The sequence below is a fragment of the Streptomyces stelliscabiei genome, from assembly GCF_014873495.1.
Classification (GTDB): Bacteria; Actinomycetota; Actinomycetes; order Streptomycetales; family Streptomycetaceae; genus Streptomyces; species Streptomyces bottropensis.
On the sequence record NZ_JADBGF010000001.1, the window covers coordinates 3,727,466 to 3,744,623 of the forward strand.

35 protein-coding genes are annotated in these 17,158 nt (G+C 69.6%); 28 read left to right on the forward strand and 7 right to left on the reverse strand.

Going from position 1 to position 17,158, the window contains the following annotated elements; all coding sequences use genetic code 11:
• The first annotated feature begins 20 nt into the window (after positions 1-20).
• The 5 genes from H4687_RS16295 (at position 21) to H4687_RS16315 (ending at position 2,465) form a co-directional block, all read left to right on the forward strand.
• A complete protein-coding gene (locus tag H4687_RS16295; protein WP_046917061.1) occupies positions 21-554 on the forward strand; it encodes a VUT family protein in 534 nt (177 codons plus the stop codon).
• Positions 555-591: 37 nt separating this feature from the next.
• Positions 592-1,164 carry a hypothetical protein gene (locus tag H4687_RS16300; protein WP_046917074.1) on the forward strand — a complete coding sequence of 191 codons (573 nt, stop codon included), beginning with the start codon at positions 592-594 and terminating at the stop codon, positions 1,162-1,164.
• A 125-nt stretch (positions 1,165-1,289) separates the two neighbouring features.
• Positions 1,290-2,051, forward strand: coding sequence for a hypothetical protein (locus tag H4687_RS16305; RefSeq protein WP_046917062.1), 762 nt, complete (start codon positions 1,290-1,292; stop codon positions 2,049-2,051).
• A gap of 1 nt (position 2,052) precedes the next feature.
• Positions 2,053-2,256 (forward strand): hypothetical protein, encoded by a 204-nt coding sequence (locus H4687_RS16310; protein WP_046917063.1) that lies wholly within the window; start codon positions 2,053-2,055, stop codon positions 2,254-2,256.
• Complete coding sequence (locus H4687_RS16315; protein ID WP_046917064.1) at positions 2,253-2,465, forward strand: hypothetical protein; 213 nt, start codon at positions 2,253-2,255, stop codon at positions 2,463-2,465. Before H4687_RS16310 ends, H4687_RS16315 begins: the two co-directional genes overlap by 4 nt.
• 56 nt (positions 2,466-2,521) lie before the next feature.
• Here H4687_RS16315 and H4687_RS16320 read toward each other — a convergent pair whose 3' ends face one another.
• A complete protein-coding gene (locus H4687_RS16320; RefSeq protein WP_079028243.1) occupies positions 2,522-2,737 on the reverse strand; it encodes a helix-turn-helix transcriptional regulator in 216 nt (71 codons plus the stop codon).
• A gap of 77 nt (positions 2,738-2,814) precedes the next feature.
• Here H4687_RS16320 and H4687_RS16325 point away from each other — a divergent pair, with 77 nt between their 5' ends.
• The 6 genes from H4687_RS16325 to H4687_RS16350 all read left to right on the forward strand — a co-directional run bounded on the left by H4687_RS16325 (position 2,815) and on the right by H4687_RS16350 (position 5,620).
• Positions 2,815-3,432, forward strand: coding sequence for an HNH endonuclease (locus tag H4687_RS16325; protein WP_159026205.1), 618 nt, complete (start codon positions 2,815-2,817; stop codon positions 3,430-3,432).
• 320 nt (positions 3,433-3,752) lie between these two features.
• The gene (locus tag H4687_RS16330) at positions 3,753-4,208 is read left to right on the forward strand and encodes a hypothetical protein (protein WP_159026206.1); all 456 of its coding nucleotides are present in this window, start codon (positions 3,753-3,755) and stop codon (positions 4,206-4,208) included.
• A gap of 69 nt (positions 4,209-4,277) precedes the next feature.
• A complete protein-coding gene (locus H4687_RS16335; protein WP_046917066.1) occupies positions 4,278-4,523 on the forward strand; it encodes a hypothetical protein in 246 nt (81 codons plus the stop codon).
• 139 nt (positions 4,524-4,662) lie between these two features.
• Entirely contained in the window at positions 4,663-4,845 is a 183-nt protein-coding gene (locus H4687_RS16340) for a hypothetical protein (RefSeq protein WP_159026207.1), read from the forward strand.
• Positions 4,842-5,126, forward strand: coding sequence for a hypothetical protein (locus tag H4687_RS16345; RefSeq protein WP_046917067.1), 285 nt, complete (start codon positions 4,842-4,844; stop codon positions 5,124-5,126). Before H4687_RS16340 ends, H4687_RS16345 begins: the two co-directional genes overlap by 4 nt.
• Complete coding sequence (locus H4687_RS16350) at positions 5,123-5,620, forward strand: hypothetical protein (protein ID WP_046917068.1); 498 nt, start codon at positions 5,123-5,125, stop codon at positions 5,618-5,620. Before H4687_RS16345 ends, H4687_RS16350 begins: the two co-directional genes overlap by 4 nt.
• A 362-nt stretch (positions 5,621-5,982) precedes the next feature.
• On the opposite strand, the gene H4687_RS16355 is transcribed toward H4687_RS16350, so the two are convergent.
• From H4687_RS16355 to H4687_RS46440, 3 genes are read right to left on the reverse strand one after another with little or no spacing between them, the layout of a single operon-like run.
• On the reverse strand, positions 5,983-6,363 hold the full coding sequence (locus tag H4687_RS16355) for a DUF6221 family protein (protein ID WP_046917069.1): 381 nt from the start codon (positions 6,361-6,363) through the stop codon (positions 5,983-5,985).
• On the reverse strand, positions 6,356-6,640 hold the full coding sequence (locus H4687_RS16360) for a hypothetical protein (protein WP_046917070.1): 285 nt from the start codon (positions 6,638-6,640) through the stop codon (positions 6,356-6,358). Before H4687_RS16360 ends, H4687_RS16355 begins: the two co-directional genes overlap by 8 nt.
• 1 nt (position 6,641) lies before the next feature.
• Complete coding sequence (locus H4687_RS46440; protein WP_225966713.1) at positions 6,642-7,196, reverse strand: hypothetical protein; 555 nt, start codon at positions 7,194-7,196, stop codon at positions 6,642-6,644.
• 131 nt (positions 7,197-7,327) lie between these two features.
• Between H4687_RS46440 and H4687_RS16370 the strand changes: the two genes are divergently transcribed.
• From H4687_RS16370 to H4687_RS16405, 8 genes are all read left to right on the forward strand, one after another.
• Complete coding sequence (locus H4687_RS16370; protein WP_159026208.1) at positions 7,328-7,483, forward strand: hypothetical protein; 156 nt, start codon at positions 7,328-7,330, stop codon at positions 7,481-7,483.
• 285 nt (positions 7,484-7,768) lie between these two features.
• Positions 7,769-7,960, forward strand: a complete 192-nt coding sequence (locus tag H4687_RS16375; RefSeq protein ID WP_046919537.1) for a hypothetical protein — start codon at positions 7,769-7,771, stop codon at positions 7,958-7,960.
• A 23-nt stretch (positions 7,961-7,983) separates the two neighbouring features.
• Positions 7,984-8,283 carry a hypothetical protein gene (locus tag H4687_RS16380; RefSeq protein ID WP_046919538.1) on the forward strand — a complete coding sequence of 100 codons (300 nt, stop codon included), beginning with the start codon at positions 7,984-7,986 and terminating at the stop codon, positions 8,281-8,283.
• Between the two features lie 16 nt (positions 8,284-8,299).
• Positions 8,300-8,503: a hypothetical protein gene (locus tag H4687_RS16385; RefSeq protein ID WP_046919539.1), complete on the forward strand. Its 204-nt coding sequence runs from the start codon at positions 8,300-8,302 to the stop codon at positions 8,501-8,503.
• Positions 8,504-8,592: 89 nt separating this feature from the next.
• Positions 8,593-8,796: a hypothetical protein gene (locus H4687_RS16390; protein WP_046919540.1), complete on the forward strand. Its 204-nt coding sequence runs from the start codon at positions 8,593-8,595 to the stop codon at positions 8,794-8,796.
• A 12-nt stretch (positions 8,797-8,808) separates the two neighbouring features.
• Positions 8,809-9,699, forward strand: a complete 891-nt coding sequence (locus tag H4687_RS16395) for a hypothetical protein (RefSeq protein WP_050398229.1) — start codon at positions 8,809-8,811, stop codon at positions 9,697-9,699.
• Between the two features lie 59 nt (positions 9,700-9,758).
• A complete protein-coding gene (locus tag H4687_RS48045; protein ID WP_046919541.1) occupies positions 9,759-11,516 on the forward strand; it encodes an FtsK/SpoIIIE domain-containing protein in 1,758 nt (585 codons plus the stop codon).
• Positions 11,517-11,780: 264 nt separating this feature from the next.
• Entirely contained in the window at positions 11,781-12,125 is a 345-nt protein-coding gene (locus H4687_RS16405; protein ID WP_046916600.1) for a hypothetical protein, read from the forward strand.
• Positions 12,126-12,178: 53 nt separating this feature from the next.
• Here H4687_RS16405 and H4687_RS16410 read toward each other — a convergent pair whose 3' ends face one another.
• Genes H4687_RS16410 through H4687_RS16420 form a run of 3 tightly spaced genes read right to left on the reverse strand, consistent with a single transcriptional unit; the run spans position 12,179 to position 13,472 of the window.
• Positions 12,179-12,649: a hypothetical protein gene (locus H4687_RS16410; RefSeq protein WP_046916599.1), complete on the reverse strand. Its 471-nt coding sequence runs from the start codon at positions 12,647-12,649 to the stop codon at positions 12,179-12,181.
• Entirely contained in the window at positions 12,646-12,933 is a 288-nt protein-coding gene (locus H4687_RS16415) for a hypothetical protein (protein WP_046916598.1), read from the reverse strand. Before H4687_RS16415 ends, H4687_RS16410 begins: the two co-directional genes overlap by 4 nt.
• Positions 12,930-13,472 (reverse strand): hypothetical protein, encoded by a 543-nt coding sequence (locus tag H4687_RS16420; protein WP_050398228.1) that lies wholly within the window; start codon positions 13,470-13,472, stop codon positions 12,930-12,932. Before H4687_RS16420 ends, H4687_RS16415 begins: the two co-directional genes overlap by 4 nt.
• A gap of 128 nt (positions 13,473-13,600) precedes the next feature.
• Between H4687_RS16420 and H4687_RS16425 the strand changes: the two genes are divergently transcribed.
• From H4687_RS16425 to H4687_RS16465, 9 genes are all read left to right on the forward strand, one after another.
• Positions 13,601-13,984, forward strand: coding sequence for a hypothetical protein (locus H4687_RS16425; RefSeq protein ID WP_046916597.1), 384 nt, complete (start codon positions 13,601-13,603; stop codon positions 13,982-13,984).
• Between the two features lie 37 nt (positions 13,985-14,021).
• Complete coding sequence (locus H4687_RS16430; RefSeq protein WP_046916596.1) at positions 14,022-14,369, forward strand: hypothetical protein; 348 nt, start codon at positions 14,022-14,024, stop codon at positions 14,367-14,369.
• Positions 14,370-14,380: 11 nt separating this feature from the next.
• Positions 14,381-14,554 (forward strand): hypothetical protein, encoded by a 174-nt coding sequence (locus H4687_RS16435; RefSeq protein ID WP_159026194.1) that lies wholly within the window; start codon positions 14,381-14,383, stop codon positions 14,552-14,554.
• A gap of 164 nt (positions 14,555-14,718) precedes the next feature.
• Positions 14,719-15,033, forward strand: coding sequence for a hypothetical protein (locus H4687_RS16440; RefSeq protein ID WP_046916595.1), 315 nt, complete (start codon positions 14,719-14,721; stop codon positions 15,031-15,033).
• An 83-nt stretch (positions 15,034-15,116) separates the two neighbouring features.
• Complete coding sequence (locus tag H4687_RS16445; protein ID WP_046916594.1) at positions 15,117-15,479, forward strand: cupin domain-containing protein; 363 nt, start codon at positions 15,117-15,119, stop codon at positions 15,477-15,479.
• 16 nt (positions 15,480-15,495) lie between these two features.
• Complete coding sequence (locus H4687_RS16450; protein WP_046916593.1) at positions 15,496-15,732, forward strand: hypothetical protein; 237 nt, start codon at positions 15,496-15,498, stop codon at positions 15,730-15,732.
• The gene (locus H4687_RS16455; RefSeq protein WP_159026193.1) at positions 15,729-15,887 is read left to right on the forward strand and encodes a hypothetical protein; all 159 of its coding nucleotides are present in this window, start codon (positions 15,729-15,731) and stop codon (positions 15,885-15,887) included. Before H4687_RS16450 ends, H4687_RS16455 begins: the two co-directional genes overlap by 4 nt.
• A gap of 191 nt (positions 15,888-16,078) precedes the next feature.
• Positions 16,079-16,411 (forward strand): hypothetical protein, encoded by a 333-nt coding sequence (locus H4687_RS16460; RefSeq protein ID WP_159026192.1) that lies wholly within the window; start codon positions 16,079-16,081, stop codon positions 16,409-16,411.
• Positions 16,412-16,539: 128 nt separating this feature from the next.
• The gene (locus H4687_RS16465; protein ID WP_046916591.1) at positions 16,540-17,157 is read left to right on the forward strand and encodes a hypothetical protein; all 618 of its coding nucleotides are present in this window, start codon (positions 16,540-16,542) and stop codon (positions 17,155-17,157) included.
• The last annotated feature ends 1 nt before the right edge of the window (position 17,158 follow it).

Sequence of the window (17,158 nt, forward strand, 5' to 3'; positions counted from 1 at the left end):
CCCGCCTAAGGAGCCACACCATGAACACACGCCGAACCCTCGCCCTCACCGCCTACATCCTCGCCATCGCCGCAGCGAACTGGCTCACCACCCGCTACGGCATCGTCCCCACCGGCTTCGGCCTCGCCACCACCGCAGGCACCTACGCCGCCGGACTCGCCCTACTGCTCCGGGATGTCGTGCAGGACTACGCCGGCACCGCCTGGGTGTTCGTCGGCATCGCTGCCGGAGGCGCGCTCACGGCCGTCATGTCGCCCGCCCTGGCCGTGGCTTCCGTGGCCGCGTTCGTCCTTGCCGAACTGTTCGACTGGGGCGTCTACACCCCGCTCCGCTCCCGCGGGTGGGCACGGGCCGCCCTCCTCTCCGGGATCGTGGGCGCGATCGTCGACACGGCGGTGTTCCTGCGGCTCGCCCCGTTCCCGTTCGAGTGGCCCGTGTTCTGGGGCCAACTGGTCGGCAAGGCGCTGTGGGCCACGCTCCTGCCCGTCCTGCTCGTCGTCGCTATCCGGCAGGTGCGCCGTGGTCCGGTATCTCGGCACTCCGTCGGGGCCTGACGTGCGGGCCGCGATGAGTGCCGGGCTCATCGGCTGCATGACGACCCCGGCCCAAGGCAACCGGATCCCCGAGGGCGCGCTGTACGCGTGCGACAACGGCAAGTTCGGCTGCGACGGCAAGGGCCGCAACTGGCCCGGCACCCAACGCTGGTGGGACTGGCTAGAGCGCACCGTGGAGCGGTACGGCGCCGACCGGTGCCTGTGGGCGCTCGCTCCCGACGTCCCGTTCGATGCCGCCGCCACCCTCGACGAGTCCCGGCCGTGGCTCGCCCGCATCCGTGAACTCGGCGTACCGGCCGCGTTCGCCGCACAGAACGGCTGCGAGTACGGGCTCATTCCGTGGGGCGAGTTCGACGTGCTGTTCCTCGCCGGGGACACCGAGTGGAAGACCGGCCCGATCGCCGAACGCCTGTCCCGGGAAGCGCGGGAGCGGGGCGTGGCCGTCCACATGGGCCGCGTGAACTCCCTCGCCCGGCTGCGCACAGCGGAGTGGTTCGGCTGCGACAGCGCGGACGGCACGTATCTGGCGTTCGGCCCGGACAAGAACCTCGCCCGGCTCACCGGCTGGCTGGACGAGCTGCACCACACGCCGAGCCTCTTCGGCACATGACCACGCAGGACGGCCGCCCCTGTCGCTATCAGGGGCGGCCGCACCCGAAGTCCATCACACCGCCCGTCCGTTCCCCGGCTGCCGCTTCACGGTGGCGGCCGGCCACCCCAACCGTGAGGACCACCATGACCACCGACCCGACACCCGAGTCCGCCCGCGCGCTGCTCGACCGGCACGGCCTGCCTGAGGACGTCATCGACGGCGTGCTCTGCCTCCACGCGCAGGAACTCGCCGCCTTGCAGCGGCTCCGCATGGACGAGCTGGACCTGACGGGGCAGAAGGCCCGGTTCGTGGGGCGGATCGTCGACCTGATCGACCCGACGCGCACCGCTGCTGTTCCTGTTGCCGCGCCGCCCACCACCGAACAGACCGCACTCCGGGACTGCATCCGCCGCGCGCTGTGCGAGGCCGCTGGGTTCGGCTTCGCCTGGGGCACGGACATGCTGGAGCCCGACGAGTACGGCGAGGTCGCCGATGCGGTGCTGGCTGTGCTGCCTGCGCCCGCAGACCGGGCCGCCGAGGCTCGGGTTCGCGCCCTGCACCAGGAGTACGCGTTCGGCGGCGACCCGCAGGTCTACTGCGCGCACTGCAACCAGATCAGCGGCGGATGGATCCCGTGGCCGTGCCCGACCGTGCAGGCGCTGGCCGCCGAGGCACCCCACGCCGAGACACCGGACGCCGAGGGTCTGCCTGCCCGTCTCGAAGCCGCGCTCACCGAACGCTTCACCGCGCTCGGCAATCCGTTCTCCGAGATGCGCCGCCAGGAGCAGGGCCCCGACGGCTGGCCCGCGTCGCGTCCGGTCGGGCCGCACCAGGTTGCCGAGGTGCTGCGGGAACTGCTTGCCGCCGCGCCCGCCGTTGTGGCCCAGCCCGGCAAGGAGAACTGACATGGCCGACCGATTCAGCGGCAACCACATCGGCCGCTCCTGGACCACCCACGAGATCGAAGACCGGTGCCCCTGCCCGAAGGCCCCGTGCGGGCTCGTCGTGCAGGACGAGGTCGCCGCCGAGTGCCGTGAGCACCACTGGTCCGCTGCGAAGACCACCCGCCAGTCGCACTCCGCTGACCGATGCCCGGGAGCAACGCAGTGATCGCCGAAGCCTTGGAGGCGGCGTGGGTGGTCGTCGGGGTGGTGGCGGTGACGGTCGGCCTGTACGCGGTCGTGGTGGCCGGGTGGGGGATCTGGCGGGCGGTGGTGGCTGTGATTCGCCGCTGTCGCACCTCGGAAACGCACGACGACCCCTCGTCCTGGTCCGGAGAGGGGTCGAGAAAGGGTGTGACGGGGGCTGTGAGGCGATGAGGGGGCGTTTCTTTACCGCGCCGCATCGGGCGAGTTTGCGTGGCTCAGGCGGGCGCTCAGGGCTTTGGATCTTCCTTGGGTGCTCTGGGCCGGCGGGCCGGGTGCGACGCCCGCCACTTGTCGACCTCTCCGGGAAGCCAGAGCGAGGCCCGTCCGACCTTGGTCGGCTTCGGAAAGTCGGGCGACCTGTTGACCAGGTTGTAGACGCTCTGCCGGGAGATCCCCAGACGGCTCGCTACCTGGTCAGCGTCGATGTATCGGCTGATGTCCATTGGCACACGGTAACCCCTTGGAGTAGTTCAGGAATGCTAGGATGGAGTAGTTCAGGTCGCCTAAGAAAGGTTGAAAGGTGACAGCAAAACCCCTCCCTCCCGGAGACTGGCGCCTACGCGTCTACGGCCGCGCCCCCGCCAACGGAGTCACAACCCGGCAATATCCCCGCGTCGCCGAACGCAACCGCGCCATCGAGAAGCAGAACAACCAGTGCCTCTACTGCGAGATACCGATCGGCACGCCCATATGGCGCCACAGCAAGACCGTGATCCTGCGCCTCAACTGGGATCACTTCGTGCCCTACGCCTACCTCGCGCGCAGCCCCCGCGATAACTGGGTCCTGGCCTGCCACGTCTGCAACCGGATCAAGTCCTGCCGGATGTTCGACACCGTGCAGGCAGCCCGCGAAGTCATCCTCCCCGAGCGCGTAGCCCGGGGGTACGAGGCGCCCAAGGAAGTCCTTCTCCGCCTCGGTCTTGCGGCCAGCGAGAACCCGTGGCCGGTCGACGTCCGGGCTATGGGGCACGCCGTGTACCACTCGGCGCGCATGGTCCGTGAGGGCGTGTACCTCACCCCGTGCGGGGTCGAAGTGGCCCGCGAGAACATCCGTCCGATCGCGTCGCATCAGCGGCGCTGCACCAAGTGCCTACAGCTGCGCGACCTTCCCGTTGTGCCGCCTGCGGCAACACCGTGAACGGGCAGGGCGCCCCCCGCAGCAATCGGGGGGCGCCCGTCGCCCATCCAACCACGCTCGTGCTCAGCAGATGGAAGGCAAGATCGATGCGCGATCCAGATTCCCAACGACGGGAAGTGCAAGGCAGCTTCGAGGGCGGCGCCAAGAGCACGAGAGCCCGTGGGTATCGGAACCTCACCCAGCAGGCGCGGAGAGCGCACACCGCCGCAGGCCAGGCCGATCATGTACTACCCACGACTCCCGAGGCGTACCAGCAGGCGATCGACGCCCAGATGTGCCCCGCATGCGGCGCGGGACCATGGAAGATGCTGGCTGGCCACATGTCCAAGACGCACGGAATTGGCCCCGCTGAGCTGCGGCGTCTGGCAGGCCTTCGCCCCAAGGACAGCGTCTGCGATGCCGACTACTCCTCTCGCCGCCGAGAGTTGATCACAGAGCGCATCGAAATCGAGCCGCTGCCTCGCCCGAAGCCCAGAGAAGGCATCGAGGCCGACCGTGCCGAAATGCAGCGGTTGTACGAGAAGGAAATGCTCAGCGTGCGGGCCATTGCCGCACGGTTCGGCTTGGAAAAGCGGCAGGTAGGCCGAATCTTGAGGAGACGCGGCGTAGCGATGCGGGATGGCTCTCGCTCCGGCGCAAAGCTGACCGAGGAACAGGTTCGGCAGATCCGGCAGAGCCCTGAGCAGACGACGCCCCGGCAACTCGCCGACGAGTACGGCGTAAGCCCCTCCCTCATTTCGATGATCAGGAACCGACGGGTCTGGAAGGAAATCTGAGCCGACCACCCCGCGTCTCGTGTCGGGCCTGCACCGGGCCCGACACCCCACCCCACCAAGGAGACACCCATGACCGCCAAGCCCACACCCGAGGAAGCCGAGACGCTCCTCGCCGCCCTCCAAGGCCAAGCACCCGCGATCGTCTGCTACAGCCGCTGCTGGCCCTGCCAGTTCGACCAGCACTACGACCCGCCACAACCGCACCCGTGGGCCGACGACGAAGACCGCGCACACGCCACGGCAACCGGCCAGCCCGAACCCACGGGTAACTGCGCCTGCCGCTGCGCCAAGCCGGAAGCCGAGGCGCAGCGATGACCACGGCCGCCGACGAAGCAGACCGAGCCGCTCGACGGCGCGCCGCCCTCCACCACGTCTCCGGCGTCACCATCGACTGCTGCGAGCAAGGTGAGACCGACTGCCCGTGCGTGTGCCACGACCCCGAGGAGGCGCGGCGATGACCGCCACTCCGAAGCGCCGCCCGCCAGCCCGCGAACTCCTCACCGACACCGCGGCCCGCATCCTCGCCACCCGCTACCCCGGCCAAGTCCGCGCCGTCGTCATCGAACGCGCACTCCAGCGGATGGCCGCAGCAGACGCCCGCCGCCAACGAACAGCCGCACGCAGGAGCCGGACATGACCGACCGCCACACCGTCAACACGATCACCAGCGACGCACTCGACGCCCTGTACGAGCAGCTGGAAGCAGCCGAGGACACAGAGTCGCAACGGCAACTTCGCATCGCCGACGCAGCATTCGCATCCGCCACCGTCCGCGCCGCACAGCTCGGAGCACAGCTCGCCGAAGCCCGCCGCCTGCACGCCCAGACCTGCCCCCTCGCACAAGGCCAGCTCCGGCCGCCCGCGTTCACCTGCTCGATGTGCGACGCCCTCACCGCACCCGCCCTGGAGACCCCGTGACCCCGCCCGACATCACCCACCGCTGGACGTGGACCGGCGACCGTACCCTCCCCGACTGGCTCGACCGCCGCCACCACTGGCACGCCGACCGGCCGATCATCCACACGTCGGACGGGCCCCGCACCCTCTACGACGGCTGGATCGTCATCGGCTGGTCGGACGGGGCGATCACCGTCGCATCCGCCACCGTCGCCGAACGCGTCTACGGGCCGGACGGGATCGCCGGCCGACTCGCCGCCGCAGAGAAAGCCCTCGCCCGCATCCAGGCGATCGCCGACGAGCACCCCGCCGGCATCGACACCGCCCTCATCCACGCCGCACTCGACGGACAGCCCGACCCGACAGCGACCCAAGCGACCGAAGCCAGCACATCCGCACGCCCCTGGTCCACGTGCACCGTCCCCGCCGACCACGGCCCCCATCCCTGGCACGACCCGCGGCCACTCCCGGACGGGCAGGACGCGCACTGCCCCGGACGACCCACACCAGGCTGACCGGCGTGGCATCCTGGCCCTGCGGTCTCCCTGTCCCACCCCGTGACGGGAGACCGCACCGTCTGCCGGGATCAGGTCGGGACCAGGTGACTGGACCCTCCCGCGAACATGCATCTCCGCAGGTCAGCCAGGTTACCGGAGCCGGTAACCTGGAGACCGCAGAGGCCAGCCGCGCGGGCAGTGGCCCCCGGAGACACGCAGTGCCCCGTTCACCCCGAGCGGGGCACTCGCCGTTGTCAGACACCCGCCGTACCCTGGCGAGGCCGCCCGCCGTTCATGCTGCTGCACGCCGGGAGGCCTGCCTCGTCCCGGGGCATACGACAGCCCCGCCTCAGACCGAGGCGGGGCTTCGTCGTACGCGGCTACGGCCGCCACTCCTCGCGGTAGCCGGGCCGGTCCGCGTACGGCAAGGCGAGGAGCGGAAGTACCCACTCGGTGCCACCCGTGTCGCCGTGCTCGCGCAGCCACGCGTACCGATCCACGATCCGCCTCTTGGCGTCGATTTCCCGCAGCACCCGAGCCGGATCCCACACCGCGATGTGGTGCGCGACCACCTCCGCGAGAGGCATCTCCAAGCCGTCCGCTACCTTCGCGACCTCAGCCTCGCGCCCACCGCCCCCGCTTCCGGCCATGACCCACGGGCCCGGATCGGACCACTCGTGCCCGAGGTCTACGGGGATGGCGCGCGTCTTCCGTTCGTCCTCGTCGAGACAGGCTGTCAGCCACTGCACAAGATCAACCATCGGACGGCTCCGACTCGTCGGCGTTGGCGGCAGCCCACGCAGCGTTCTTCCATTCCGGGTCGTCGCTGGGCGGTTCGAGGAGCCCGCCGGCGACCGCCGCCCGCACCCACTCCCGCGCCTCCGAGATCAGCGCCTCCGGGTTGTCCTTGCCGAGCCACAGCCACTCCTCACGGGTGCCGCCCGTCCGCAACCGCCACGCCACCTCGGCGAGATGCCGGATGCGGGGATCGGTTGCGTAGTGCACGTTCAGCGCGGGCCTGGCGTCGATACGTGCCACCTCAGGCCCCTTCCGTCTCCGTCGCGTTCAGCAGCTCCGCGAGATCCGGATTGTCCTCCACCAGCTTCGCGGCGACCGCGTCCCCGGACGACTGCTCCAGCCGCCACAGGAAGTCACGGAGCTCGGCCGCCCGGTAGGCGGCGAGCATCTTCACCGCCTCATCCCACGGCACGCACCGCTTCTCGGCCGTCGCGTTGTACGGCGGGTCGTTCAGGTCGGACAGGATCGCAATACGCGGATCAACGGTGTGGCTCACTGGTTCTCCCTGCTTGGGCCTGGGGCTGCGCTTCTTCGTGTCCGGACCGCGCCCCCGCCGCTTTCCGAGCCGCTCCCGCATGTACTCGGCGAGCACGTCATACGGCAGCGTCCGCGTCTTCCCGACCACCCGGTAGTCGCCGGGGCCGATGGGCCAACCGGACTTCGGGTCGCGCGCGAGTCTGCGTAGCCCTTCGGCGGTCATGTTCGGAGCGATGCGGTCCTCGACGAGCCGTTCGGCAGCCTCGGTGAAGGACAGCATCGTGGGCTGCTCCTCTCCCTGTGGCGTGTCTTCGGGCATGGCTCATCCTCCCAGCTTTATTGCGTTGAACGCAACAAAGAGCTACGGTCGTACAGCACCAATAAGTCGGCCCGGCAGGAAATCTCACCTTCCTGCCGGGCTAGCCACTACTGATCTCACCAGGAGTGACCATGGCCGATCGTAGCGATCCGCAACCCCCGAAGCACGACCCGCGCACCTGCCAGCCCTGCGGCATCTACCGCCACCCCGCCCAAGCGAAGCAGGGCCGCGCCCTCCAAGCGCACCTCGCGGCCAACCCCTTCCCCCGGCAGGCGGCCACCCAGTGAGCTACCAGGGCCCCACCTGCACCGGCTGCGGCGGCCAAGGCGGCTACCCCGACACCACCCCCACCCCCGAAGGCGGCCACACCACCGTCTTCCGCCCCTGCACCACCTGCGGCGGAAGGGGCCACCAGTGACCTGCTGCGGCAAGCCCATGCAACAACAAGGCCAACAACTCGTCTGCGGCAAATGCGGCGGATGGATCGACCCCGACACCAGCTGACCTCCCCAAGCCGCCGCGCCCCGGTACCACCCCCGGCCGGGGCGCGGCACCCCTACGGAAGGAACCCCATGCGCTCCTGGAAGACCCTCGTCGAAGTCACCGACCCGAACGGCCGCGCCGGCACCGTCGAAACCCCCGTCTGCGCCCTCACCGAAAACGCCGCCGCCACCGGAATCATCGGCGAACTCAAAGCCGACGGCTACACCCCCACCGACGGCCGCGTGATCGTCGAACCCACCGGCACCTGCACCCACCAGTAACCCCTCACCCGAAGGACCCCCCCATGGGCCTGTTCAGCCGTAAACCGCACGTCAACAGCAACGGCATGACCGACGCCGAACTCCACGCCTCACTCCGCAACACCCTGGAACAGCGCGAACGCCAAGCCGAAGCCGACGCCGCCGAAGCACGCCAGCGCGCACAGAAGTGGGACCGCACCGTCCGCAACATGACCAGCCGCGGCGAAGACCACGAAGGCCGCGACTACGCCATCCGAGCCCGCACCCGCGCCCAAGGCGACCTCGCCGCCGCAGAGATCGACCAACTGACCGCGAAGAACGAACGCTCCAACTACCGCCGCTAACCGAAAGGAACCCGACATGGGCCTGTTCAAGAAGACCGACGAGGAGAAGGCCGCGATCGCCGACATGAAGGCGGCCGACCGCGCACTGAACGCCAACTCCGCCCGGGAGTTCAAGGCCGGCATCCGGGACGAGACGCCCGAGTACCAGCGGCTGAACACCGCCGCGAACGAGGCCGCCGCCAAGGTGTCGTTCTGGAGCGGCGGCACCAAGCGGAAGTGACTGGCCGGTAGCCCACGGCCCACGTCCCCTCACCGGTACGCGGGCCCTGGAAATCCGACCAGCCCACACCACCCCGAACGGAGACCCCGATGCCCCGCTGCGCCTGGCTCTTGATCGGAGCCCTCACCCTCCTCCTCCACCAGACGATCGGCATCCCCGCCGTCCTCGAAGCCGCCGTCGCGGTCACCGCCTGGGCCATGACCACGCCGGCCGTCCTCGTCGCCATCGCCGCACTCGCCGCCTGGCACCTCACGAACGAGCACCCGCCCCGCACCGCCCGAGCCCGGACCTAACGGAGGAACCCCGTGAACACCCCGATCGTCCGCGCCGTCACCCGCAACGGCCGCACCCACCACGTCGAAGAGCCGGCACAGCTCCCGCCGCTCACCCCCGACGAGATCATCATGCGGGCCGTCGGGGTAGCCACCGCGATCGTCGTTACCGGCGCGCTCGTCTGGTCCACCGTCAGCGTCGGCGCGATGCTCGGCAAGGTCGCGCCCGAGTGGGCCGCCTACATGATCGCCGGGGTGTTCGACCTGACGTGGATCGTCGCGATGGCCATCGAGTACGTCCTCCGCTTCGAACCCGCCCGGCAGAAGATCCCCAAGCGGATCGGCTGGCTCTCCCTCTTCATCTCCATGGCCGCGATCTTCACCCACGGGGCGCTCCTCGAAGCCAAGTGGATCGGCCTGTTCGGCGCCCTCGTCTCCGCCCTCGCCAAGGGTCTGTGGTGGCTGACGATGTACGTCACCAGCCGCCAGCTCGACAAGGACACCCAGGCCTGGCTCAACGCCGAACTCGGCGAGGTCCACGCCCGGCGGGCCGAGCAGATGGCCGTGGCGAAGGTGGAGCGGGAGCGGGAGCGGTACGCCCTGAACCAGCCGCCCGAACCACCGCAGCTCACAGTGAGCCGGACCGTGAACCCGCCGCAGTCCACGCCGGTTCAGGCCGCGGTTCAGGCCCCCGACCAGCTCGCGAACCAGATCGAGGCCACCCCCGAACCGGCCCCGGTTCAGACGGCTCAGGCCGCGGTCCGCCCGGTCGAGACCAAGGACCAGGTCGCTGAACTCCACCAGCGCCTCAAGGTCGGCGAGCACATCACCAAGGCCCGCGCCGCGGAGATCCTCGGCATCCCCGAGTCCACCGCCTACCGCCGTCTCACCGCCGCCCAGGCCCTCCTCAACACGTACCGCTGACCGCCCGCCCGGCCCCCGCCACCGTGCGGGGGCCCGCCTGTCTCTGCGGAGCCCACACCGTGAAGATCGACCGCACCGACATCGTCACCGCCATCACCGTCCCCGGCCTCGTTTCCGCCGCCGCGCTCACCGCAGACGGCATCTACGGCACCACCGCCGCCGCCATCGAGTTCGGCACGGCCATCGCCGCAGGCTCCCTGTCGTGGACGTCGTTCTCGAAGAAGTGGCCGCCCTCCCTCGCCTGGGGCAGCCTCGCCCTCGCCGGCGTCTCCGGACAGGCGTGGCTCACCGGCACGGTCGGAGGGTTCGCCGCCTGGTACGGGTACGCCATCAGCGCGGCCGCCGTGTTCGCGGCGATGGTCAAGCACCGGCACGACACCCGCCACGACCAGATCAAGTTGGACCACGAGACCGCCCGCCTGGAGACCACGCTGATCCGGCAGCAGATGGCCCAGCATGCCCTGGTCCAGAAGACCACCCCGGAACCGGTCCAGTCCGGACCGGACCTGACCGGGCGGACCGTGGAAGAGACCAGGCTGCGGACCGTGGTCCACGAACTGTTCGCCGCCGAACTGCCGGGCTGCACCGTGGAACGCACGCGGACCGGGTGGACTGCGGTCCTGGACCTGCCCGTGAGCCTGGACCGGGACAAGCTCCGGTCCGGCTGGCCCAAGGTGGCGTCCGGGATGGGCGTGGCCGGGGAGTTCATGCTGGAGGACGGGGCGCTCACGAACCAGCTCGTCGCCAAGTTCATCGACGGCGACCCCCTCGCCGACGTGGTCCCCTACGTCCGGTCCACCGCAGCCCGGTTCACCGAACCGGTCCTCCTCGGCGTGGACCGGTTCCTGAACTCGGTCTGGCTCGACCTGGCCTACAACCACACCCTGATCGCCGGTTCATCCAAGTTCGGAAAGTCCACGCTGGTCCGGTCCATCGCGGTCCAGCTCGCGGACCGGCCCGACGTCGTCCTGTACGGCATCGACATGAAGCCCGGCGCCCCCGAACTCACCCCCATGCTGCCGATCCTGCAAGACCTCGCCACGACCGCCGAGCAGGCCCACGCCCTCCTCGACTGGCTGAAGGCAGAACTCGCCGAGCGCGGAGAGATTCTCGCCAAGGCCGGCGACCAGGAATGGGACCCGGCCAAGCACGGCCGCCCGGCGATCTGGGTCATCGAGGACGAACTCGCCGAGCTGGTCCGGCAGGGCGACGACGGGCCGTGGAAGAAGAACCCGGCGTCGAAGAAGAACCAGTCACTGCTGGCGCTCCTGCGGTTCGCCGGCATTCACAAGCTGTCGGCCACACAGCAGCCGTCCAGGCAGGTTTTCGGAGGGACGACGGACGCCCGCGGGAACTACACGAACCGACTGTCCACGCGCATGAACGATGCGGACCACCGCCGGTTCATTTTCGGCAACACCCCTGGTTGGGAGCCTGGGAAGCTGGACCAGCCGGGGAAGTTCCTCCTCCAGTCGCCGGTCCATCAGGTCGCGGCGCCGTACAAGGGGATGTGGCTGACGGGGGAGGAGTTCAAGGCGGAGGTCGCCCGGATCGGCGCGACGACGGTGCGGGCGCCGGTCGGCAAGCGTCTGATCCTCCCGGTGTCCGGCGCGACGAATCAGGAGAAGGTACGGGCCGCGCTCACGAAGTACGGGAACGCCACCCGCCGGGAGCTGGAGATAGCGGCCGGCCTGGACGAGCGGCAGGTGCTGAAGGCGATCGAGGGCCTGAAGCCGGACGTGGAACGGACGGACGCGGGGACGTGGCGGATGGTGCCCGCAGGGGCGTGGGAAGCGCAGGCGGTCTCCGTGCCCTGAGCGGGTGAAACCGCAGGCCGGAAGGCGTGCAGCGGGGTCCCTTACCCCCTCCCTTGAGAGCCCTCTACGGGTTCCCTGCGGGAGGGGGTTTCCGTGTCTGGGGGACCGGGTGGGGGACTGGCCTGCCACACTGGCATCACCCCCGTGGCCCTGCCCCCGGTCCGTCCCCCCGGCCGGCGGGCAGGGCCTCTTTCGTGCGGTTGGGTGCCGTACGCCCGGCGTGTGCCGCTACGATCCGGTCCTCCGTACGTCCTTGGGGGGACCATGCGCCACACTGCTGCTGCCCTGCTCGCCGTCGTCTGTTTCGCGCTCGCCGGATGCTCGTCGTCGGGGGAGGACGAGCCCGCGAAGACCGTGACCGTCACCGCGAGCCCGTCCCTGTCGGATGCGGAGGCGCGGCAGGCGTGCGTGGACGGGTGGCTGAAGGTGATGACGGCCGACGGCTACGACCCTGACCGCGGGCTGGACGCGCGGCCGGGAGTGTGTGAGGGGCTGCCGGGTCAGGCGACGATGTACGCGGAAGCATTGCAGGCCCGGAACCAGGCCAACCGGGACGAGCTGGACGCGTGCACGGAAGACCCAGCGTGCACGGTGTGGCCGATGCCGTAGCCGCACGCGAAGAGGCCCCGCCGGGTTGGGCGGGGCCTTCGTCATGCGGTGGGCTATGTCGGGACCGCGATGAACTCGCAGTTCGTCCACCGGCACACGTCCTCGGCGGCAGGCCCGTACTGGACGTACCAGGCGTGATCGTGGAACCGCTCGTCGTCGCGGATCAGGTCGGGTTCCTCCGCGAGCGTGGCCGCCCACTCCTCATCGGTGGACGCCCATTCCTCGCGGTGGGCGATCAGGATGCCGAAGCCTTTGATCTTCGCGTCCGTGTCGCGCCGGTAGAACCCGGTCACTTCCATGACGAGGTCGCCAGGCTGCGGGTCGCGCATGCGGGCGTACATGTCGGCGACTACGGGTGCGGGGTTGCCGACGAGTGTGGCGGTGTGGAGAGCCTTCACGGTGCCGATCATGAGGAGTCGGCGGGCGATGGCCTTGTCGGCGAGGGCGAGGAGGTCGTCCTCGGTGCGCTCGGTGCCGGTGATGCCTTCGCGGGGCTGCGGGTAGAGGGTGGCCGTGTCGCTCATGGGGTGGGCTCCTCGTCCGGGCGCACCGGGCCCGCGCTGAGGTAGCGCTCCTTGTTCGCTTCACGGATCCGGAAGCTCCAGCGGAGGCGCTGCTGCTCGCCCGCGAGGATCTCCTGTCCCTCGCGCCGCATCTTCTTTGCCACGGACGCCTCGGCCTCGTTGAGGATCCCGTGGATGGCGAGCGTGTTGGACAGGTAGTGGACGGTGTCCTCCAGCTGCTGCACGCGCTGCTTGAGGTTGTCGATCTGCTCCTCGGGCGTGATGGGGGCGGGCTTCTCGCTCATCCGTTCGTCTCCTCGCCGCTCACCGGGCGCTCCGGGAGGGTGATGAGGCCCTCGTCCACGCCAGCCTGAACCCCTAGATAGGGTCGCCGCCCCGGCGGAACGGTGCCCAACGTCCGCCGCATCTTGAACGCCCACTGGATATTCCGGGTCTCGGCATCCCTGAACAGGTCCTGCGCCTCGTCGTACGACAGGGCGGCGACCTCCGGGGAGACGCCTACGTGCTCGGACGGCTCGGGGGCCGGGTCGTCGGGAAGCGTCTCGGTGACCCGCTGCCGAGGCGCAGCGGCGGCGGGGCTCGGCTCCTTGGCGGTGCTCAGCTCCTCGACCCTCCGGCGCAGCGCCTCCATCTCTGCCTTCTCCTTCAGGCGTCGCAGGTGCTCGCGGCTCCATCCGGTGACGCGTGCGACGTCGGCCTGCTTCACACCATCCTGCTGGAGGAGCGCGACGGCGGTCCCCTGCATCTCGGTGCGGACAAGGTCGAGCGCGTCGGTGGCCTTCTTGTAGCGGTGGGCTACGTCTTCGAGGTCCTTCATGTCCATGGGGCCATGGTGTCACATGGCCTATGTGCGTTCTAGTGGCCAACGCAACCCATACATGCCAACTGTGTTGCCATAGGCCAACAGGGGTGGCATGATGGAGTCATCGCACCGCACCAAGGGGGATCACGATGACCGCCGCCACCCGCACCCGCCGCAACACCCTCCGCACCGCCATCCACACCAGCCGCGCCCTCGGCTACCGCACCCTCTCCGGCATCATCGCCGCCCACGTCGAAGCCGGCCGCCTCATCCGCACCGGCGACTTCCTCGACCGGGTCGGCGGCGGCGACCTGAAGGACGGCCAGAAGGCCTGGTTCGGCCGGCACGTCGCCAAGGCGTACCGGGCGCAGCACGGCGGCGACACCGTCCGCGTCTGGACGCAGCACCGGACGACCGGCAAGTGGATCCACGTCTACGCCTACGGGGTCGTCGACGACGCCCTGTACACCGGCCTCTTCAGCTACAAGGGCACCCAGCACCTCCTCGCCGACACGTACGCGGAGGCGGCCTGAGACCAACTCCACGGCGCAGCAGACGACCCAGACCAGCGTGCCCGACTTCTGCGGAACCTGCGGTGAGACGTTCACCGAACGCTCCGCCCTCGACACCCACCAGTTGGAGACCGGGCACGAGATGGACCAGCCCGACCACCCGCTACGCCAGGAGCCCGTCATGCCCGTCCCCGCGTTCACGCCCTGCCCCGGCGGCTTCGTCACCGCCACCCCGCTCCCCGACGGCCGCACCCTCATCGAGGGCTGGATCCTCAACCTCAACCCCTACGACAGCGACAAGCCCCGCACCGACCCCGCCTGCCACTGGATCGCCGACAGCGAGAAGGAGGCCGCCGACACGATCGCCGAGTTCACCAACGACCTCGCCGCCCCGATCACCGCCTGAGGAGGCCCACCGTGACCCGCACCGAGAACCTCGCCACCCTGACCACCAACGGCCTCCACGACGAACGCGAAGCCTGCCTCCTCCTCACCACCGACCACTACGCCGGCAGCACCCAGGTGATCGAGTTCCACGCCGACCTCGCCGACCGGATCAGCGACGAAATCGACCGCCGCACCAACACCTGACCATCGCCGCCCGATCGGAGTCCCGTCGACCTCGGCATCACCCACCTCGTCTGGTCCGACCTGCCCGTCGAACTGGAAGACCGCCCGCACAACCCGATGATGCGCGGAGACTGGGGCCCCTACCGGCCCGCCACCTGACCACCCGACACGACAGGAGCAACCGCATGACCGAGCTGCCCGAGCGGCTGATGGACTGCCTGCACGCCGAAGCCCTCGCCGAGAACGAGGCACGCAGCGTGCCCTACTGCACCGGCGACCGCTGCGCCGACTGCACGGCCCCCACCGCCGACGACCCGGACGACGAGTGCTGCGAGGCCACGTGCGGGTGCTGCCCCCGCGTCGACGAGCACGGGAACTGCTGGATCGGCTCCGAGCAGGACGACGGCAGCCGGTACTGCTCGCAGCACGGCGAAGGCTGGCTCAACGACCGCACGCCCGAGGCTGAGCTGCGCTACCAGATCCTCCGCGCCAACGCCTGACCTGCCGCACGCCAGAGGGCCCGTCTGGGATTTCGGCGGGCCCTCAACCCCGACCATCCAACCCGCACCCCGCGAGGTCCCCCGTGACCATCCACATCGGCAACGCCGAAAACTTCACCCCCACCCGAGGCTGGTTCGTCGGCGGATTCCTCGACGACACCCACGGCCCCCTCAAAACCGAAGACCTCGAACTGAAATGGAGCCGCCACCCCGCAGGCGACCACCGACACGAACTCTCCGAAGCCGCCGACACGGCCAGCATCACCATCCTCATCTCCGGCCGCTTCCGCCTCGACTTCCCCGGCCAGGACCCCGACACCGTCACGCTTCAGCAGCAGGGCGACTTTACGTACTTCGGCCCCGGCACCCCGCATGCTTGGCAAGCCGAGGCCGAGTCGGTGATCCTGACCGTGCGCTGGCACCCACGCATTCACGCCAGCACCTGAACGCAAGGAGGGGCCCATGCCCGACAGAATCGCCCCCCTCCACCAGCAGGGCACCCACCACTGGCTCCTCACCCTCGACCAGGTCGGCTCCCGCTCCGGGACCTGCACCCCCGACCCCGGCGAAACCCGCTACGACCTGTACCTCCGTATCCGGGCCGAAGTCCTCGACGCCGAAGGGTTCGCCGACGGCCCGGTCCCGGTGACCCTCAACTTTGACGTCCAGCCCAACCTCCTGAACGGAACAGCCGCATGAAACTCATCGCGCACATCGCCTCGGAGACCTGGCGGGTCATCCGCTACCTGGCAACAGGCCACACGAACAGCCGCCGCGACCGTCAGGCGCTCGCCAGCTACTGGCGCTACCAGGCCACAGAGCGAGCGGCAGAGACGCGGAGCCCGCGAACATGATCCTTGCCGTCGTGAGTCTGATCGTTTCTGTCGCCGTCCTGCTCCTCGTCCTGGACACCCGGCGGAAGATGCTTCACCTGCTCAAACAGCGCGACAAGCAACAGGGCGCCTAAGTCTCCATTCGGTCACGGGGCCACGCGCGCCGCCCCGGGCACGGCACGCTGAGCACCCGCACACACCAGGGAGCTGCCGTGCCGTCATCCGCCAGACGCCCCATGTACCCCCGCCCCTGGCAACGCTGGGCCTGGGCCGCCGTACCAGCCGTCAGTGCCACCGCGTTGACGTTCGTCCCATTCATCGTCGCCTGGCGCCGGCACGTCGTCGGCTGGCGCACCCTCGCCGTGTACACGGCGCTGAGCGGCATCACGATCGCGGGCGCGGTCGCCGAAGTCGACGTCCATCAGTGGGGCACCTTCTGGCGGGAGGTCATCCGCTACACGACGTGGGCGTACCTGATCACCGGGGTCGTCCACGTCGCCCTCCTCGACTGGCCGCACAGGAAGCCTGCCGCCGCCAAGGGGTAGCCGCCATCTCTCGTGACGTCTGCGGCCTCGACTCGACAGTCGGGGCCGCTTTGCGCACCATGCCCTACGATTCGAAGGTAAGAGCGGACATGTTCCGACGAATCAACGGACGACGAGGAGCGTGAAGGATGGCCGGAGGACCAGGAGGACCAGCCCCCTACCGCAAAAACAACCGCGCCGAACGCGCCGAACTCGCCGAACTCGTCTTCGACCTCAAACTCCGGGGCCTCTCCTTCCGCGCCATCGAAGAAGCCACCCAAGACCCCAACGGCCCCACCGGCGGCAAACGCGTCCCCGCCGGCACCGCCCGCGACCTCGTCCGCGACGAAGCAGCCCGCCGCGTCGACCCCAAAGTCGACGCCTGGCGTGCCATCGTCGTCGAACGCCTCGAAGCGGCTCACGCCCGCCTCGACCGCATGGAAGCCGCCGCCCACAAGGTGCTGGAACGGCATCACATCACCGTCAACAACGGCCGCATCATCACGCTCGACGACGGTGAACCCCTCCTCGACGACGGCCCGGTCCTCGCCGCCATCGACCGCCTCGCGAAGATCGAAGACGCGCGCCTCAAAAACAACGAGAGCCTGCGCCGACTCTTCGGACTCGACATGCCCGTCAAGGTCGACGCCACCGTCACCGAAGTCACCCAGCAGGACCTCGAACTTCAGGAGATGCTCCGCGAAGCCAAGGCCCACGTTGCCGCGCAGGAGGAGGAACTCCGCGAAGGCGCCGGCGGCGAGGCCTGAC

Bases quoted from the DNA above. Each gene is read 5' to 3' on its own strand.
- H4687_RS16320 (WP_079028243.1), bottom strand. From the start codon at position 2,737: ATGGACATCAGCCGATACATCGACGCTGACCAGGTAGCGAGCCGTCTG.
- H4687_RS16300 (WP_046917074.1), top strand. From the start codon at position 592: ATGACGACCCCGGCCCAAGGCAACCGGATCCCCGAGGGCGCGCTGTAC.
- H4687_RS16415 (WP_046916598.1), bottom strand. From the start codon at position 12,933: ATGAGCGAGAAGCCCGCCCCCATCACGCCCGAGGAGCAGATCGACAAC.
- H4687_RS16385 (WP_046919539.1), top strand. From the start codon at position 8,300: ATGGGCCTGTTCAAGAAGACCGACGAGGAGAAGGCCGCGATCGCCGAC.
- H4687_RS16455 (WP_159026193.1), top strand. From the start codon at position 15,729: ATGAAACTCATCGCGCACATCGCCTCGGAGACCTGGCGGGTCATCCGC.
- H4687_RS16370 (WP_159026208.1), top strand. From the start codon at position 7,328: ATGGCCGATCGTAGCGATCCGCAACCCCCGAAGCACGACCCGCGCACC.
- H4687_RS16330 (WP_159026206.1), top strand. From the start codon at position 3,753: ATGTCCAAGACGCACGGAATTGGCCCCGCTGAGCTGCGGCGTCTGGCA.
- H4687_RS16390 (WP_046919540.1), top strand. From the start codon at position 8,593: ATGCCCCGCTGCGCCTGGCTCTTGATCGGAGCCCTCACCCTCCTCCTC.
- H4687_RS16335 (WP_046917066.1), top strand. From the start codon at position 4,278: ATGACCGCCAAGCCCACACCCGAGGAAGCCGAGACGCTCCTCGCCGCC.
- H4687_RS16425 (WP_046916597.1), top strand. From the start codon at position 13,601: ATGACCGCCGCCACCCGCACCCGCCGCAACACCCTCCGCACCGCCATC.
- H4687_RS16310 (WP_046917063.1), top strand. From the start codon at position 2,053: ATGGCCGACCGATTCAGCGGCAACCACATCGGCCGCTCCTGGACCACC.
- H4687_RS46440 (WP_225966713.1), bottom strand. From the start codon at position 7,196: ATGCCCGAAGACACGCCACAGGGAGAGGAGCAGCCCACGATGCTGTCC.
- H4687_RS16405 (WP_046916600.1), top strand. From the start codon at position 11,781: ATGCGCCACACTGCTGCTGCCCTGCTCGCCGTCGTCTGTTTCGCGCTC.
- H4687_RS16380 (WP_046919538.1), top strand. From the start codon at position 7,984: ATGGGCCTGTTCAGCCGTAAACCGCACGTCAACAGCAACGGCATGACC.
- H4687_RS16305 (WP_046917062.1), top strand. From the start codon at position 1,290: ATGACCACCGACCCGACACCCGAGTCCGCCCGCGCGCTGCTCGACCGG.
- H4687_RS16375 (WP_046919537.1), top strand. From the start codon at position 7,769: ATGCGCTCCTGGAAGACCCTCGTCGAAGTCACCGACCCGAACGGCCGC.
- H4687_RS16340 (WP_159026207.1), top strand. From the start codon at position 4,663: ATGACCGCCACTCCGAAGCGCCGCCCGCCAGCCCGCGAACTCCTCACC.
- H4687_RS16420 (WP_050398228.1), bottom strand. From the start codon at position 13,472: ATGGACATGAAGGACCTCGAAGACGTAGCCCACCGCTACAAGAAGGCC.
- H4687_RS16295 (WP_046917061.1), top strand. From the start codon at position 21: ATGAACACACGCCGAACCCTCGCCCTCACCGCCTACATCCTCGCCATC.
- H4687_RS16440 (WP_046916595.1), top strand. From the start codon at position 14,719: ATGACCGAGCTGCCCGAGCGGCTGATGGACTGCCTGCACGCCGAAGCC.
- H4687_RS16450 (WP_046916593.1), top strand. From the start codon at position 15,496: ATGCCCGACAGAATCGCCCCCCTCCACCAGCAGGGCACCCACCACTGG.
- H4687_RS16465 (WP_046916591.1), top strand. From the start codon at position 16,540: ATGGCCGGAGGACCAGGAGGACCAGCCCCCTACCGCAAAAACAACCGC.
- H4687_RS16410 (WP_046916599.1), bottom strand. From the start codon at position 12,649: ATGAGCGACACGGCCACCCTCTACCCGCAGCCCCGCGAAGGCATCACC.
- H4687_RS16355 (WP_046917069.1), bottom strand. From the start codon at position 6,363: ATGGTTGATCTTGTGCAGTGGCTGACAGCCTGTCTCGACGAGGACGAA.
- H4687_RS16345 (WP_046917067.1), top strand. From the start codon at position 4,842: ATGACCGACCGCCACACCGTCAACACGATCACCAGCGACGCACTCGAC.